This window comes from Thiocapsa rosea (genome assembly GCF_003634315.1).
Classification (GTDB): Bacteria; Pseudomonadota; Gammaproteobacteria; order Chromatiales; family Chromatiaceae; genus Thiocapsa; species Thiocapsa rosea.
Genome location: NZ_RBXL01000001.1, coordinates 997,552 through 1,012,175, shown reverse-complemented (window position 1 = coordinate 1,012,175; position 14,624 = coordinate 997,552). Strand labels below are relative to the sequence as shown.

General features: G+C 64.3%; 13 protein-coding genes. 6 read left to right on the top strand and 7 right to left on the bottom strand.

The window, feature by feature from the left end; translation table 11 throughout:
• The first annotated feature begins 232 nt into the window (after positions 1-232).
• The 5 genes from miaB (at position 233) to BDD21_RS04565 (ending at position 5,219) form a co-directional block, all read left to right on the top strand.
• Positions 233-1,609 (top strand): tRNA (N6-isopentenyl adenosine(37)-C2)-methylthiotransferase MiaB, encoded by a 1,377-nt coding sequence (gene miaB / locus BDD21_RS04590; RefSeq protein WP_120796133.1) that lies wholly within the window; start codon positions 233-235, stop codon positions 1,607-1,609.
• A 14-nt stretch (positions 1,610-1,623) separates the two neighbouring features.
• Positions 1,624-2,622: a PhoH family protein gene (locus tag BDD21_RS04585; RefSeq protein WP_120799752.1), complete on the top strand. Its 999-nt coding sequence runs from the start codon at positions 1,624-1,626 to the stop codon at positions 2,620-2,622.
• Complete coding sequence (ybeY, locus tag BDD21_RS04580) at positions 2,619-3,182, top strand: rRNA maturation RNase YbeY (RefSeq protein WP_245969404.1); 564 nt, start codon at positions 2,619-2,621, stop codon at positions 3,180-3,182. The genes BDD21_RS04585 and ybeY overlap by 4 nt, the downstream gene beginning before the upstream one ends.
• Complete coding sequence (locus BDD21_RS04575) at positions 3,163-4,053, top strand: CorC family transporter (RefSeq protein ID WP_120796132.1); 891 nt, start codon at positions 3,163-3,165, stop codon at positions 4,051-4,053. The genes ybeY and BDD21_RS04575 overlap by 20 nt, the downstream gene beginning before the upstream one ends.
• A gap of 137 nt (positions 4,054-4,190) precedes the next feature.
• The gene (locus BDD21_RS04565; protein WP_120796131.1) at positions 4,191-5,219 is read left to right on the top strand and encodes a ribonuclease T2 family protein; all 1,029 of its coding nucleotides are present in this window, start codon (positions 4,191-4,193) and stop codon (positions 5,217-5,219) included.
• Between the two features lie 276 nt (positions 5,220-5,495).
• Here the strand turns inward: BDD21_RS04565 and BDD21_RS04560 are convergent, their stop codons facing one another.
• On the bottom strand, positions 5,496-6,272 hold the full coding sequence (locus tag BDD21_RS04560; protein ID WP_245969403.1) for a 23S rRNA (adenine(2030)-N(6))-methyltransferase RlmJ: 777 nt from the start codon (positions 6,270-6,272) through the stop codon (positions 5,496-5,498).
• A 220-nt stretch (positions 6,273-6,492) separates the two neighbouring features.
• The gene (locus tag BDD21_RS04555) at positions 6,493-7,383 is read right to left on the bottom strand and encodes a phosphoribulokinase (protein WP_120796129.1); all 891 of its coding nucleotides are present in this window, start codon (positions 7,381-7,383) and stop codon (positions 6,493-6,495) included.
• Positions 7,384-7,658: 275 nt separating this feature from the next.
• Here BDD21_RS04555 and BDD21_RS04550 point away from each other — a divergent pair, with 275 nt between their 5' ends.
• Complete coding sequence (locus tag BDD21_RS04550) at positions 7,659-9,815, top strand: ATP-binding protein (RefSeq protein WP_120796128.1); 2,157 nt, start codon at positions 7,659-7,661, stop codon at positions 9,813-9,815.
• An 87-nt stretch (positions 9,816-9,902) separates the two neighbouring features.
• On the opposite strand, the gene BDD21_RS04540 is transcribed toward BDD21_RS04550, so the two are convergent.
• From BDD21_RS04540 to rsxB, 5 genes are all read right to left on the bottom strand, one after another.
• Positions 9,903-10,625, bottom strand: coding sequence for an electron transport complex subunit E (locus BDD21_RS04540; protein WP_120796127.1), 723 nt, complete (start codon positions 10,623-10,625; stop codon positions 9,903-9,905).
• Entirely contained in the window at positions 10,625-11,272 is a 648-nt protein-coding gene (gene rsxG / locus BDD21_RS04535) for an electron transport complex subunit RsxG (RefSeq protein WP_120796126.1), read from the bottom strand. The genes BDD21_RS04540 and rsxG overlap by 1 nt, the downstream gene beginning before the upstream one ends.
• A complete protein-coding gene (rsxD, locus tag BDD21_RS04530) occupies positions 11,269-12,315 on the bottom strand; it encodes an electron transport complex subunit RsxD (RefSeq protein WP_120796125.1) in 1,047 nt (348 codons plus the stop codon). The genes rsxG and rsxD overlap by 4 nt, the downstream gene beginning before the upstream one ends.
• A gap of 111 nt (positions 12,316-12,426) precedes the next feature.
• Positions 12,427-14,025: an electron transport complex subunit RsxC gene (rsxC, locus tag BDD21_RS04525; RefSeq protein WP_120796124.1), complete on the bottom strand. Its 1,599-nt coding sequence runs from the start codon at positions 14,023-14,025 to the stop codon at positions 12,427-12,429.
• 13 nt (positions 14,026-14,038) lie between these two features.
• Positions 14,039-14,611, bottom strand: coding sequence for an electron transport complex subunit RsxB (gene rsxB / locus BDD21_RS04520; RefSeq protein ID WP_120796123.1), 573 nt, complete (start codon positions 14,609-14,611; stop codon positions 14,039-14,041).
• Between the last annotated feature and the right edge of the window lie 13 nt (positions 14,612-14,624).

Genomic DNA, 14,624 nt, shown 5'->3' with positions numbered 1-14,624 from the left:
ATCCGCAAGGGCGGAATGCCGACTATTTCACACGGATATTAAGATCGTCGTTTGAAGGGATTTGTTCCGAGCCAAGTCCTGCTCGACCAACTTGACACCCGGGCACCGAAGCCGGACGATGCAGCCTTGTGCGGCTTATCCCTAGACGGCCGCGGGTTGTGGATCGCTTCTCCTCACCCCATCACCGTTCAATCGCGCAGTCGCGCCCCTCCTCTTCGCTCTCATGCCCTCCATGCCCCGCAAGCTTTTTATCGAGACCCACGGCTGCCAGATGAACGAGTACGACTCCGCGCGCATGGCGGACGTCCTGAACGCGTCTTCGGGTCTGGAGTTGACGAAGCGGGCGGAGGACGCCGATGTCCTGCTGCTCAACACCTGCTCGATCCGCGAGAAGGCGCAGGAGAAGGTCTTCTCGCAGCTCGGGCGTTGGCGGGCGCTGAAGCTTGAGAATCCTGACCTGGTAATCGGTGTGGGTGGCTGCGTGGCGAGCCAGGAAGGCGAGGCCATCCGCGCCCGTGCGCCCTATGTCGACATCGTGTTCGGGCCCCAGACACTGCACCGGTTGCCCGAGATGCTCAAGAACCTCGGTGAGCGCCAAGCGCCGCAGGTCGATGTCTCCTTCCCTGAGATCGAGAAATTCGATTGCCTTCCGGCACCGCGTGCCGAGGGGCCGACCGCCTTCGTGTCCGTGATGGAAGGCTGCTCCAAATACTGTACCTACTGCGTCGTACCCTATACGCGCGGCGAGGAGATCAGCCGGCCGTTCGACGACGTGATCGCGGAGGTCGCCGCCTTGGCCGAGCAAGGCGTGCGCGAGGTCACCCTGCTGGGGCAAAACGTCAATGCCTATCGCGGCGCTTTGGCCGACGCGTCCGGCGAGGACGACGCCGCGGATCTTGCCCTGCTGATCCGCTATGTCGCCGCGATCGACGGGATCGACCGCATACGCTTCACCACCAGCCACCCGGTGGAGTTCTCGGATAGTTTGATCGATGTCTATGCGGATGTGCCCGAGCTCGTGGGCTTCGTGCACTTGCCGGTGCAGTCCGGCTCGGATCGCATCCTCGCCGCCATGAAGCGCGGGCACACGGCGCTGGAGTTTCGCTCCAAGATCCGACGGCTCCGGCAGGCTCGGCCGGGGATCGGCATCTCCAGCGATTTTATCGTCGGCTTTCCGGGCGAGACCGAGAGCGACTTTGCCGCGACCATGGATCTGATCGAGGAGGTCGGGTTCGATCAGAGCTTCAGCTTCATCTACAGCCGGCGCCCCGGCACACCCGCGGCCGACTATCCCGACGAGGTGCCGCTTGCCGAGAAAAAAGCACGTCTGGAACGGCTTCAGGCCCGCATCAACGACAATGCCCGTCACTACAGCCAGGCGATGGTCGGCACCCTTCAGCGGATATTGGTCGAGCGGCCGTCGCGCAAGGACCCGTTCCAGCTTGCCGGTCGGACCGAGAACAACCGCGTGGTCAACTTCACCGGTGCGCCCGCGCTGATCGGTGATTTCGTGGACATCGAGATCACCGAAGCGCTCCCCAACTCGCTGCGTGGTCGTCTCGTTACCGCCGCGCCGGCGCGCATTGCGATGAGCGGAATCGGCGCTTGAACTCGGCCAGCGGCGTGTCCACTCAACCGCAAACCCTGGATTTGGAACTTGAGCCTGCCGACAACGTGCGGCTCGCCAACCTTTGCGGCCAGCTCGATCAGCACCTGCGCCAGCTTGAGCGTCGACTGGGCATCGAGATCAGCAATCGCGGCGTCAACTTCCGGCTCATCGGCGATCCCGAAGGGGTCCGCCTCTGCGAGCAGCTGCTCCGGGATCTCTATGCCGAGACCGCAGCCGAGGTGCTGACACCCGAGACGATTCATCTTTGGCTCCAGGAGTCCGGGGCCGATGCGCTTTTGGAGTCGGCCGAGGATCGTTTGCCCGATGTCGTCATCAAGACCAAGCGCGGTCTGATCCGTGCGCGTGGACCGAATCAGCAGAGCTATCTCCACGCCATGCTGAAGCACGACATCAACTTCGGCGTCGGCCCTGCCGGGACGGGCAAGACCTATCTTGCGGTGGCCTGCGCGGTCGAGGCACTCGAATCCGACAGCGTGCGCCGGCTCTTGTTGGTTCGCCCGGCGGTGGAGGCCGGCGAGCGCTTGGGATTCCTGCCCGGCGATCTGGCCCAAAAGATCGATCCCTATCTGCGTCCGCTCTACGATGCGCTCTTCGAGATGCTCGGTTTCGAGAAGGTGACCAAGCTGCTCGAGCGCAACGTCATCGAGGTCGCCCCGCTGGCCTACATGCGTGGGCGCACGCTCAACGACTCCTTCATCATCCTGGACGAGGCCCAAAACACGACGCCCGAACAGATGAAGATGTTTTTAACGCGCATCGGCTTTGGCTCGACTGCGGTGATTACGGGCGACGTGACCCAGGTCGATCTGCCGCGCGGGCAGCCTTCCGGTCTGCGCCAAGCGGTCGAGATCCTCAAGGACGTCGAGGGCATCAGCTTCACCTTCTTCAACGCCCGCGACGTGGTGCGCCATGCACTGGTTCAGCGCATCGTCAATGCCTACGATGCCTTCGAGCAGCCGGTTCCGCTGCGAGGGCGGGATTCGAAGGCATGAACGGCGATGGACCCGTTACGCTGGATCTGGATCTGGATCTGGATCTGGATCTGGATCTGGAGCTGGATCTCCAGATTGCCTGCGATGCGGCGGATCTTCCGACCCCGACCGACTTCGAGCGCTGGGCAGCGGCCTCCCTGGCCGGTCGACGCAGGCGTGCGGCCCTGACCATTCGCCTCGTGGATACCGGGGAGAGTGCTGCCCTGAACGGAACCTATCGCGGGCGTGAAGGGCCGACCAATGTCCTCTCCTTTCCGTTCGATCTTCCGCCCGAGCTGGAGCTCGGTCTCGACCCGCAGGATTCGATCGCCGATCTGCTTGGCGATCTCGTGATTTGTGCCGACGTGGTGCAGTGCGAGGCACGCGAACAGTGCAAGACGGCCCAGGCCCACTGGGCCCACATGGTGGTGCACGGCGTCCTGCATCTGCTTGATTACGATCATCTTACCGAGAGCGATGCCGAGGAGATGGAAACCCTGGAATCGGGTATCCTCGGCGCTTTGGGATTTCCTTCACCTTACGAGGATCAAACAGCACACGATGGCCAGCGACCGATCTAGCGAGGGCTCGCGTTCACGTAACTGGTTCGAACGGATCGGCCAGATGCTCGGGGGCGAGCCACAAGACAAGGAGCAGCTCCTGGAGGTACTCAAGGATGCGAAGGAGCGCGAGCTGCTCGATACCGACGCCTTGAGCATGATCGAAGGCGTCCTGCAGGTTTCCGATCTGCGCGTACGCGATATCATGATCCCACGTGCCGAGATGGTGTATCTCCGGCGCGACGACCCGCTTGAAAAAATCCTCGAGATCGCCGTTAAATCGGCGCATTCGCGTTTCCCCGTGACGGGCGACGACAAAGGAGAGGTCGTCGGCATCCTGCTGGCCAAGGACCTGCTCTCCTTCTGCCGAGACCACGGCAAGCGCGCCTTCAACATCCGCGATCTGTTGCGTTCCGCAGTCTTCGTGCCCGAGAGCAAACGCCTCAACGTCCTGCTCAAGGAGTTTCGGTCCAGCCGCAACCATATGGCGATCGTGATCGACGAGTACGGCAGCGCCGGCGGACTCGTGACCATCGAAGACGTGCTCGAGCAGATCGTCGGCGAGATCGACGACGAGCACGACTACGACGAAGGCCCCGGGATCTTCCGGCGCGGCAAGAACGCGTTCAGCGCCAAGGCGCGTACGACCATCGAAGATTTCAACGCCTATTTCGGCAGCGACTTCTCGGACGAGGAGTTCGACACCATCGGCGGACTGGTCGTGAACGCATTGGGTCACCTGCCCAAGAAAGGCGAGTCCGTCGAACTCGGTCGGTTCCGCTTCACCGTGATGCGTGCCGACAGCCGGCGTGTCCACCTCGTAAGCGTGGAGGCGTTGGATGCCGCCGAGAGTCTACCCGATGCCTCCGAGGATGCCGCGCGTCCATCCTGAAGCTGACGGCAGACGGCTGACGGCAGGAGGCAGGAGGCAGGAGGCGGGAGGCGGGAGGCAGGAGGCAGAAGGCAGAAGGCAGAAGGCAGAAGGCAGAAGGCAGAAGGCAGAAGGCAGAACCGAAGAGGCAGGAACCAATGGTACAAAAACCCCCGCGCCTGCGCAGATGCGTGCTGTCGGTGTGCGTGCTGTTGTGGTCGTCTGCACCCTTCGCCGAGCGCCTCGACGCCGTTCTCATCGCCGAGGAAGCGTGCCCGGCGACGGTCTCGACTAAGCGACCGGACAACCCCGGTTCGATCCAGCTCGTTCCCGGCCAAGACTATGTGGTCGTCGGGACCAATCGAGCGGATCCGAGCCACTATCGACTCAGGTTCGAGGGCGCAAACCCGAAGGAGCGCTGGGTCGAGATCCGATGCGGTCGACTTGTCGACACCCCGGTGACGATGGCGACGACGGAGACGACGGATGCGCTGCAATCGCCCCCGCCGCCATCGCGTGCGGGCTCGATGGAGAGCCAGTTCGTGCTGGCGGCCAGTTGGCAGCCCGCCTTCTGCGAGTTGCGCGCGACGCGTCCGGAATGCCGGGACCAGACGCCGGAGCGGGCGGATGCGCGGCGCTTCTCGCTCCACGGTCTCTGGCCTCAGCCCATCGGCAACAGTTATTGCGGTGTCGGCGAGCGGGAGCGAGCTCTCTCCAAATCGGGCCGGTGGCGCCTCTTGCCGGCGCTCGATCTGGATGCGACGACCCGCGCGCGTCTGGACGCATTGATGCCGGGAACCCGATCAGATCTGCAGCGTCACCAGTGGGTCAAGCACGGAACCTGCTACGGCACGGATGCGGACACCTATTTCCGTCACTCCATGGCGCTGCTCGAGCAGCTCAACGCCTCCTCCGTGCGCGCACTGTTCGAGGAGAACATCGGCAAGCGCCTAAATGCGACCCGGGTGCGGGCCGCGTTCGACGATGCCTTCGGCAAAGGGGCCGGCGATCGGGTCCGCCTGAGCTGTTCCGAGGAGCTGATCGAGGAGCTGCGGATCGGTCTGAAGGGCGTCGTCGACGACACCGCCGAGCTTGGTGAACTGATCCTTGCCGCGCCCAAGCGTAGCCCCGACTGCCGCGGTGGATGGGTCGATCAAGTAGGCATCCAGGGAGCACGCCCGCGCTGATCGTCACCTGTCGGGAATACGTTGAGCACTGAATCGATGTCGTTGTCGTTGTCGTAATCGTTCTCGTCATCGAGAACGACATGGCTCCTAAACCGCGTCCAGAGCGAGATGCTGATGTTCGTGTGAGTTCGACGTTTGGTGTATCCACGACCCTCAGCGCGGACGCGATTTGAAATGATATATTTTTTAATAGATTAAACCGCGCACTCTCCAATGCTTGTCAAGTCTGCCCGGGCCGATCCATCCAAAAACACCGCATACTGCGCTGGGCGCGGTTTAGAGTCGACTGATCGTCCATGCCGGGACCGACCGGCCCGTCGCCTCGATCGCGAGCACCTCGGCGAGTGGCGGCAACAGGTCCGCGAGCTGCTCTTCCAGGCGCCAAGGCGGGTTGAGGATCAGCATCCCGGAGCCGTGCATCCCGAAATCCTCGACCTGTCGCCGCACCGTCAATTCGCACAGAAGCCCGTTCGGGACGGATCCCCGGATTCGCCCGATCAGATCTGCGGAGCGATCGCGTTGAAGCCCCAAACGCGGGAACCAGAGTGCATATACCCCGGTCGGCCAGCGGGCATGCGCGGCGATGAGTGCGTCTGCAACGCGCCTGTACTCGGAGCCCTGCTCGTAGGGCGGGTCGATCAGAACCAATCCGCGGGCGGGCTTCGGCGGCAAGAGCGCGGTCAATCCTTCGAGACCGTCGCGACGGTGGATGCCGATCCGCGGGTCCCCGCCGAGATGACGACGCAGCGTCTGCGATTCGGTCGGATGAAGCTCCATCAGGATCAGTCGATCCTCGGGGCGCAGCAGATGCGCCGCGAGGTCGGGTGAGCCCGGATAGCGCGAAAATCCGCCGTCGGGATTCAGCGCGGAGATGACTCCCAGATAGGCAGAGAGCCGCGGAAAGGCGTCACGCCGCTCCCAGAGCCGCTCGATCCCGAGCCGATACTCCGCAGTCTTGACCGCCTGCTCGGCCTCGAGGTCGTACCGACCGGCCCCGGCATGCGATTCGACGTAGACCAGCGGTTTGGGTTTGGTCAGGAGTGCCTCGAGCACGAGGGTGAGAACCGCATGCTTGAAGACATCCGCGTGATTGCCGGCATGGAAGCCGTGAAGGTAGCTTAACAGGCCGCTGCTCCTCTCGGACCCATCGACATCGATGCGGCGATCGCAAACGAAAGCGCGTCCGGTATACCCTGAACGAGGCGCCCACGCGGAGCGCCGACGAACCGCCTCGCGGGCGAGTCTACCCGCGAGGCCCTTGGATGGTGCGCGCTCAGACCTTGCGCGCGTCCATCATGCGCTCGATGATGGGCTGCAGGATGACCTCCATCGCCATCCCCATCTTGCCGCCCGGCACGACCATGGTGTTGCGCCGCGACATGAAGGAGTCGTTGATCATCGCCAGGAGATACGGGAAATCGATCTGGAGCCGCTCCGGATCCCTGAACCGGATGATGACGAAGCTCTCGTCCGGCGTCGGAATGTCGCGGGCGATGAAGGGATTGGAGGTGTCGACCGTCGCCACGCGCTGGAAGTTGATGTCGGTCAGCGAGAACTGGGGCGTGACGTGGCGGATATAGTCCGGCATGCGGCGCATGATGGTGTCGACGATCGCCTCGGCTGAATAGCCCCGCTCGGCGTTGTCGCGGAAGATCTTCTGAATCCACTCCAGGTTGATGATCGGGACCACGCCGACGCCGAGATCGACGTGCTGGGCGACATTGTCCTCCTCGGTCACGACCAGTCCGTGGAGCCCTTCGTAGAAGAGCACGTCGGTGCCCTCGGGAAGATCCTCCCACGGCGTGAACTGGCCGGCCTTCAGTTGCGCGCCGAGGCGTGCGTTGTGGTGATCGGCCTCCGAGTCGCTATGGATGTAATAACGCTGCTTACCGGTGCCGCTCTCGCCGTAATTGCGAAAGAGCTCCTCGAGCAGATCGAAGCGATTGGCCTCGGGACCGAAATGGCTGAGGTTGCGGTGGGTCTCGGCGGCACGCGCCATCTCTGCCTTCATCTCGATGCGGTCGTAGCGGTGGAAGCTGTCGCCCTCGATCACGGCGGCCTTGATCCCGTCGCGATAAAAGATGTGCTCGAAGGCGCGCTTGACGGTGGTCGTACCGGCACCCGAGGAACCGGTTACCGCAACGATCGGATGCTTCTTGGACATAGTCTTCTCCTCGTTCTCTTGAGCTGAGGGCCTCGTCGCGCCCGGGTTTCATCGGGCTGCGATCGGGCCTGCGATCGGTCCGGGGATCGAGCCCGGAATCGGAATGGATGCGCGCGGGCCGGTCAATCTCGTCTCGCGGCTCGGGATGGGCGACGTGCCGAAATGCGCGAAACGATTCGCTAATATACCATGATCGATCTGCGCGGCAGCGATCGCGCAAATGCGGCTCGGGCGCTCAAACTCGGGCGTTCAAACGCAGGCTCGGAGGGAAGGGAATGAATGGAGTGTTCAGGCGTTTCGGTGTGAAGGAGGAACTGACGGGAAACCCCGAGTTTCAATCGGCCTTGGTGCGCATTACCACCTGTCTTCTGGGTGCGCTCTACATCGCCGTCGGCGCCCTGACGCAGTATTACCGGGTCGATGTCCCCTACTATCTCGCGCTCTTTGCGATCTATCTGGTCTCGAACGTCTGGTTTCTGATCAGTATCGCCGTGCGTCCCACGTGGCCGGCACGGGTGTATCTCGGGATCTGCCTTGATGTCCTCGCCATCAGTTTGGCGATCTTCATCACCCGCGAGGCGATCAGTCCCTTCTACCTGCTCTATATCCTCGTCTTCATCTCCGCCGGGATGCGATTCGGCAAGCGCCATCTCGTCGTGGCCTCGTTGGCCGCCGTCTTCGGCTACAACATCGTGCTGATCGCGCTCGACGAATGGCGTCTTCACACCTTCGAGGCGACCTTCTTCCTGGCGCTCCTGGTGCTGCTGCCTTTGTATCAGTACTCCTTGCTGCGTAAGCTCCAGGATGCGCGTGCCGAGGCCGAAAGGGCCAATCAAGCGAGAGGTGATTTTCTCGCCTTCATGACACACGAGCTGCGCACCCCTTTGACCGGCGTCGTCGGCATGACCGAACTTCTGCGCGGGACACGACTGGATGACGAGCAGCGCGATTGTGTCCAGGCCATCGCCAACTCGGCGGATATTCTCGGCGCGCTGATCGGCGACATTCTGGACCTGTCGAAGATCGATGCGCGTCGGGTCGTCCTCGAGCATATCCCCTTCGATCCGCGCAGTCTGGTACACGACGTCTCGGAGGCACTCGCGATGCGTGCGCATTCGGCGGGCCTCGAGCTTATCTGCGACGTGGATCCCGACGTCCCGATCCGGTTGGTCGGTGATCCGCTTCGGTTGCGTCAGATCCTTTTCAACCTGATGGGGAACGCCGTGAAATTTACGCCGACGGGCGAGGTCAGGGTCAGTCTGAGCGTCCGCCCGCCCGAGGCCGAGCAGAACCGCCCCCACCTGCTCTTCGAGGTCGTCGACACCGGAATCGGCATTCCGCCGGACAAGCTCCCGCGACTCTTCGAGCGTTTTCGCCAAGCCGATGAGTCGACCACGCGACGCTTCGGCGGAACCGGTCTCGGGACAACCATCTCGCGCGAGCTGACCCTGTTGATGGGCGGGGCGATCGGCGTGCAGAGCGAGGAAGGGCGCGGGAGTCGCTTCTGGATTCGTCTGCCCTTGATCGAGGATGTCGCGGCGGTGCCGAGCGTGCCGGACGGTCGGCTCCATGGTTTGAGGATCCTCATGCTGGAGCCGAACGCGACCTGCCGTGCGCTGGCGTGTGCCGCCTTCGGCCGCGAGGGCGCAGTCTGCGAGACGCCCGCCAAGCCTGCCGATGTCGGCTCGGCGCAGATCCGGGGTCAGCGTTTCGATCTCCTCGTCATCGCCGACCATCCTCAGGGTCGGGATCTGAATGGGGTGCGGGCGCAGGTCGAAACGGCCCTCGGCAAGGCGATACCCTGCCTCTTTCTGGTTTACCCCGGACGGCGTCCCGCGCTCGAGGAGCCGAAGGACACCTGTCTGACGAAGCCCTATCTGCGGGAGGACTTGATCGCCGCAGCCGAGTCGCGCTTGGGGCGCAACGCCATCCCGGCGGATGGAGCGCAAGCCGGGCGGTCCGCGCCGTCACTCGGTCTGGAGCCCATCGCGGATGCGGCGCGGATGCGGGTCTTGGTCGCCGAGGACAACGAGATCGCCGCCAAGGTGATCACGCGCTTTTTGGCCAAGATGGGCTTCGAGCTCACCCGCGTGGCGGACGGGGAGGCGGCCTTGGCCGAAGCGCTGAGCGGTGACTACGGAATCGTGATCGTCGACCTGCGGATGCCCAAGCTCGACGGGATCGGCTTCGCCCGGCGCTACCGCGAGCAGGTGCCGGATCGACCGATCCCGATCGTTGCATTGACTGCGAACGCTTCCGAGGACGTCAAGCGAGATTGCTTATCGGCAGGCATGGATGACTTTCTGTCGAAACCGGTCAAGCCGGAAGAGCTGCGGAGGGCGCTTGAAGCGGCGCTCCAGGAGCTTCCGGCCACCAGCGTCCAGCCACCGGCCGATCGATTTGACGGCGCCAACGCCGGTCATCGATCCTGAGGCTGGAGGCTGGAGGCTGGAGGCTGGAGGCTGGAGGCTGGAGGCTGGAGGCTGGAGGCTGGAGGCTGGAGGCTGGAGGCTGGTTCCTCAGCCCGCCGCCGGTGCCACCGCGCCGCCTGAGGATGTCTGAGCGGGGGCGGTCTTGGCCGCTCGCACGGTCGCGCGCCGTTTGACGCGCTTGTCGATCACGTTTTTGAGCGCGATCAAGAGGCCGAGCCCGATGAAGGCACCGGGCGGGAGAATGGCGATCAGCGCACCCTGGAATCCTTCGCCCAGGCTGAGACTGAGGCCGGTTGCGGCCTCGCCGAGCAGAAGGTTGGCCTGGTAGAAGAGGGTGCCTTGGCCGATGAATTCACGCATTCCGCCCAGCACGACCAACACCAGCGTAAAGCCGATCCCCATCGCGATCCCGTCGAGCAGGGCACGGTCGACGCGGTTCTTGGATGCGAACGCCTCGGCCCGGCCGATGATGGCGCAGTTGGTCACGATCAGCGGGATAAAGAGTCCCAATACCAGGTAGAGCTCGTAGAAATAGGCTTGGACAGTGAGCTCGACCGCGGTGACGAAGGAGGCGATCACCAGCACGAAGACCGGCAAGCGGACCTCGGGTCGCACCAGGTCGCGGATCAGGGAGACGGTCACATTGGAAAGGACGAGCACGGCCGTCGTGGCTAGGCCCATGCCCAAGCCGTTGGTCGCGCTCGTGGTGGTCGCCAGCAAGGGGCAGAGCCCCAACAAGGCGACGAGCGCCTGGTTGTTGTTCCAGAACCCGTCGCCGATGATGCTGCCGTAGGGTTGAGGTGCCGCCATCAACCCGCTCCCTTGGCTGCGGTCGTGGTGCCTTCGAGGGGCTCGAAGAGGGCATCGCCCTGTTGCTTAACGTAAATGAGCGTGTTCTTGACCGCCTGGACGATCGCACGAGGTGTAATGGTCGCCCCGGTGAACTGATCGAATTCTCCGCCGTCGCGTTTCACCGCCCAGCCATCGGGCGTCGGGTTGGAGAGTGATTTGCCGTCGAAGCTCAACACCCAGTCGGATTTACGCTCCTCGATCTTGTCGCCGAGACCGGGTGTCTCGTGGTGGAACAAGACGCGCACCCCGCCGACGCTGCCGTCGCGCAGGACCGAGACCAGGAGCTGGATCGGACCGGCATACCCGTCCGGAACGACCGGATCCAGAATGACCGCAGTGGGTTCTCCGGACTTGCGGACACGGTAGACCCGCGTGTTCTGCGCGCCGAGGAGTTCGCGCGCACTCACCTGGATCAAATCCTCGAGCGGTGCGTTGTCGTACTGTCCGTCCGGGATAATGGACTCGAGCTTGCTCAGCATCGCGACCCGTTGGTTCTCGGCGATGCGCCCGTCCATCAGATGATGGGTGACGGCGACGAGCGCGACCCCGGTGACGGAGAAGGCGCTCAGCACGACGGCGGCCAGAATGATCGGTGCTTTCTTCATGGTTTGGCTCGGTTTCCGGTGTGCCCGAAGACCCTGGGCTGCGTGTAATGATCGATCGTCGGGGCGGCGATGTTCATCAACAAGACCGCGAAGGCCACGGCGTCCGGGTAGCCGCCCCAGGTGCGGATCACGAACACCACCAGCCCGATCGAGGCCCCGAAGATGATCTGACCGGTCTTGGTCGTACAGGCGCTGACCGGATCCGTCGCGATGAAAAAGGCCCCCACGATGGCCGCCCCGCTGAACAGATGGAAGGCAGGGACAGGGTGGGTCGTCGGGTCGAGCAGCCAGAAGGCGCCCGCAGCGACTGCCAGTGCCGCCAGCATGGAGACCGGGATGTGCCAGGTGATGATGCGCCGCCACAGGAGATAGACACCCCCGAGCAGGAACCCGTTCGCAACCCATTCCCAACCGCGTCCGCCGAAGTCGCCCCACAGCGGACTGAGTCGAATCTCCGCGATGGACATGCCTTGATCGAGCTTGCCGCGCATCTCGTCGAGCGGCGTCGCCGCGGAGATGGCGTCCCATTCGACACCGCTCGGCAAGGCGCCCGCGAAGATCAGGCGCAGCGACTCCGTGAAGGAGACCGCGTGCTCGGCGAGCATGTCGGGCGCCAACCAGGTTGTCATGGCGACCGGGTAGGACACGAGCAGAAAGACGTAAGCGGCCATCGCCGGGTTGAAGGGGTTGTAGCCGATGCCTCCGTACAACTGTTTGACCAGGACGATGGCGAACAGCATGCCGAGCAGGGTCATCCACCAAGGCAAGGTCGGCGGGACCGAGATGGCGAAGAGCACGGCCGTAACGACAGCGCTGTAGTCGCCGATGGCCGGCCCGATCGGGCGTCTGCGCACCAGCATGACCGCCGCCTCGGCGGCCACGGCTACGGCGACGGCGAGCATGATGTTGATGAGCACGCCCCAGCCGAAGAACCAGATCATCGCCAGGACACCGGGCACCAGGGCGAGCAGGACCTCCTGCATGACTCGGTCGACCCGGTTCGGTCGAGACCCGTGAGGCGAGCAGACGAGCGTGGCGCTCATGCCTGTACCTGCCGCGCCGTTGCAGCGTAGGCCGAGTGCATCGCCGACCCTGCGGTGAAGTCAGGCCGCTGCGCTTCGGGCGTGGTCCGGCGTCTGGTCCGGCGGCGTGTCTTAGGCGTCATCGGTTTCCTCCGCCTTGGCGGCTGCGGCCTTCTTGGCTGCGGCGCGTTGCTTGGCCGCTTCGATTGCGGCCTTCTTCGCGTCTTGGTCGGTTTGACTCTTTCCGGGTCCCGCCTCGAGCGACTCCTTCTTCTGGCGAAGTCGGGCCTTGCGCTCGCGCTCCTGGCGCTCGAGCCGCGCTTGCTTGGACTCGTGGCGCATGCGTGCCAGCTCGGCCTTGCGCTTGTCTTCTTCGCGTGCCCAGACCTCGTTCTTCGCGTAGCGGTAGTATTGAACCAGCGGGATGTGGCTCGGACAGACCTGCGCGCAGCATCCGCACTCGATGCAGTCGAAGAGGTTGTAGTCCTGGACTCGGTCGAGATCCTTCGCGCGCGCATGCCAGTAGAGCTGTTGCGGCAGGAGCTTGGCCGGGCAGACCTCGGCACAGCGCCCGCAGCGGATGCAGGCGAGTGCGGGGCCGGGATCGGGTGCCTCCACCTCGGTCAAGGCCAGTACGCAGTTGGCCGGTTTGGTGACCGGGATCGTGGGATGGGCGATCTCGAAGCCCATCATGGGCCCGCCGCAGACGAGCTTGCGCGGGCGCTCGCGATAGCCACCGCAGTGCGCGATCAGGTCCGACACGGGTGTGCCTATACGCACCTCGAGGTTGCGCGGCTCGTCGATCGCCCGTCCGGTCACGGTGACGATGCGCGAGATCAGCGGGCGCCCCTCCAGGACCGCATCGGCGACGGCCGCGGCAGACCCGACATTCTGGCAGACGATGCCGATCCGAGCCGGGATGGCGTGGGTCGGAACCTCCGCGCCGGTGAGGATGCGGATCAGCTGCTTCTCCCCGCCGCTCGGGTAGAGCGTCGGGATGGAGCGGATCTCGGTATAGCCGCGCATGTCCGTTTCGGCGAGGGCGAAGCGCATGGCCTCGAATGCCTCGGGCTTGTTGTCCTCGATCCCGATCAGGATCCGGGGATCGCCGAGCAGATGATGCATGATCCGCGCGCCTGCCAGGATATCTCCGGCACGCTCGCGCATGAGTAGATCATCGCAGGTGATATAGGGCTCGCACTCGGCCCCGTTGATGATCAGTGTGCGGATACGTTGATCCGGGCCGGGGTTGAGCTTGACGCTGGTCGGAAACGAGGCGCCACCGAGTCCGACCACGCCGGCCCAGCGAATGCGTTCGCGAATCTCGGACGTGTCGAGCTGTGCGTAACGCGTCATCGGCTCCGGCAGCTCGGCCCAGGTGTCCTCGCCGTCGGTCTCGATGACGGCGCAGAGCGCGGAGAGTCCCGATGGGTGCGGCACCGGACGCGGCTCGATCGCGACCAGGGTTCCCGAGCTCGAGGCATGGATGCAGGCGCTGACATAGCCTTCGGCCTGCGCCAACAGCTGACCCTTGAGGACGCGTTCGCCGACCTTGACCACCGGCCGCGCCGTTGCCCCGATATGTTGCTGCAGCGGGATCACGAGGCGTTTTGGCAGCGGCATGGTCTCGACCGCGCGGCCGTTCGAGAGCGCCTTTTCGTCGGGCACATGGATTCCGCCGTGGAATGTCCACAGCCGCTCGCGGCGCAGGAGTGAAAGGATGGATGCCATGGCAGGGCTCCGGTCAGGCTGCCTCGGTCTCTCGCTCGGGCGATGCCGCGCGTGGGGTGGGCTCGCTGGACGGATAGGGCCAGCGCCAATGGGGGATGTCGGTGGGGATCGGCACCATCCGGATGCACTCGACCGGGCAGGGCGGCAGACAGAGCTCGCAGCCCGTGCATTCGGCGGCGATCACGCCGTGCAGCTGCTTGGCGGCGCCCACGATGGCGTCGACCGGGCAGGCCTGCAGACACAGGGTGCAGCCGATACAGGTCGCGGCGTCGATCACGGCGATCGATGGCGGCTTCTCCTCGACCTCGAGTGCTGCAGGCTCGCGGCCGAGCAGATCCGCCAAGGCGAGCAGGGTTGCTTCCCCGCCGGGGATGCACTTATTAATTTCGTCCTCGCCGCGGGCCAGGGCCTCGGCATAGGGCCTGCATCCGGGATGGCCGCATTGGCCGCACTGGGTTTGCGGCAGGAGCGCATCGATCTGATCGGCGATCGGGTTGCCTTCCACCCGAAAGCGGATGGCGGAATAGCCGAGCAGCAGTCCGAGGACGGCGGAGAGTCCGGTCATGGCGAGGATGGCGATCAACATGGCAATCCTCCGC

What these genes read in the sequence shown, in the direction of transcription:
- ybeY (WP_245969404.1), top strand. Translation starts at nt 2,619, where the DNA reads ATGAACGGCGATGGACCCGTTACGCTGGATCTGGATCTGGATCTGGAT.
- rsxG (WP_120796126.1), bottom strand. Translation starts at nt 11,272, where the DNA reads ATGAAGAAAGCACCGATCATTCTGGCCGCCGTCGTGCTGAGCGCCTTC.
- rsxD (WP_120796125.1), bottom strand. Translation starts at nt 12,315, where the DNA reads ATGAGCGCCACGCTCGTCTGCTCGCCTCACGGGTCTCGACCGAACCGG.
- BDD21_RS04565 (WP_120796131.1), top strand. Translation starts at nt 4,191, where the DNA reads ATGGTACAAAAACCCCCGCGCCTGCGCAGATGCGTGCTGTCGGTGTGC.
- rsxB (WP_120796123.1), bottom strand. Translation starts at nt 14,611, where the DNA reads ATGTTGATCGCCATCCTCGCCATGACCGGACTCTCCGCCGTCCTCGGA.
- BDD21_RS04540 (WP_120796127.1), bottom strand. Translation starts at nt 10,625, where the DNA reads ATGGCGGCACCTCAACCCTACGGCAGCATCATCGGCGACGGGTTCTGG.
- miaB (WP_120796133.1), top strand. Translation starts at nt 233, where the DNA reads ATGCCCCGCAAGCTTTTTATCGAGACCCACGGCTGCCAGATGAACGAG.
- BDD21_RS04550 (WP_120796128.1), top strand. Translation starts at nt 7,659, where the DNA reads ATGAATGGAGTGTTCAGGCGTTTCGGTGTGAAGGAGGAACTGACGGGA.
- rsxC (WP_120796124.1), bottom strand. Translation starts at nt 14,025, where the DNA reads ATGGCATCCATCCTTTCACTCCTGCGCCGCGAGCGGCTGTGGACATTC.
- BDD21_RS04575 (WP_120796132.1), top strand. Translation starts at nt 3,163, where the DNA reads ATGGCCAGCGACCGATCTAGCGAGGGCTCGCGTTCACGTAACTGGTTC.
- BDD21_RS04555 (WP_120796129.1), bottom strand. Translation starts at nt 7,383, where the DNA reads ATGTCCAAGAAGCATCCGATCGTTGCGGTAACCGGTTCCTCGGGTGCC.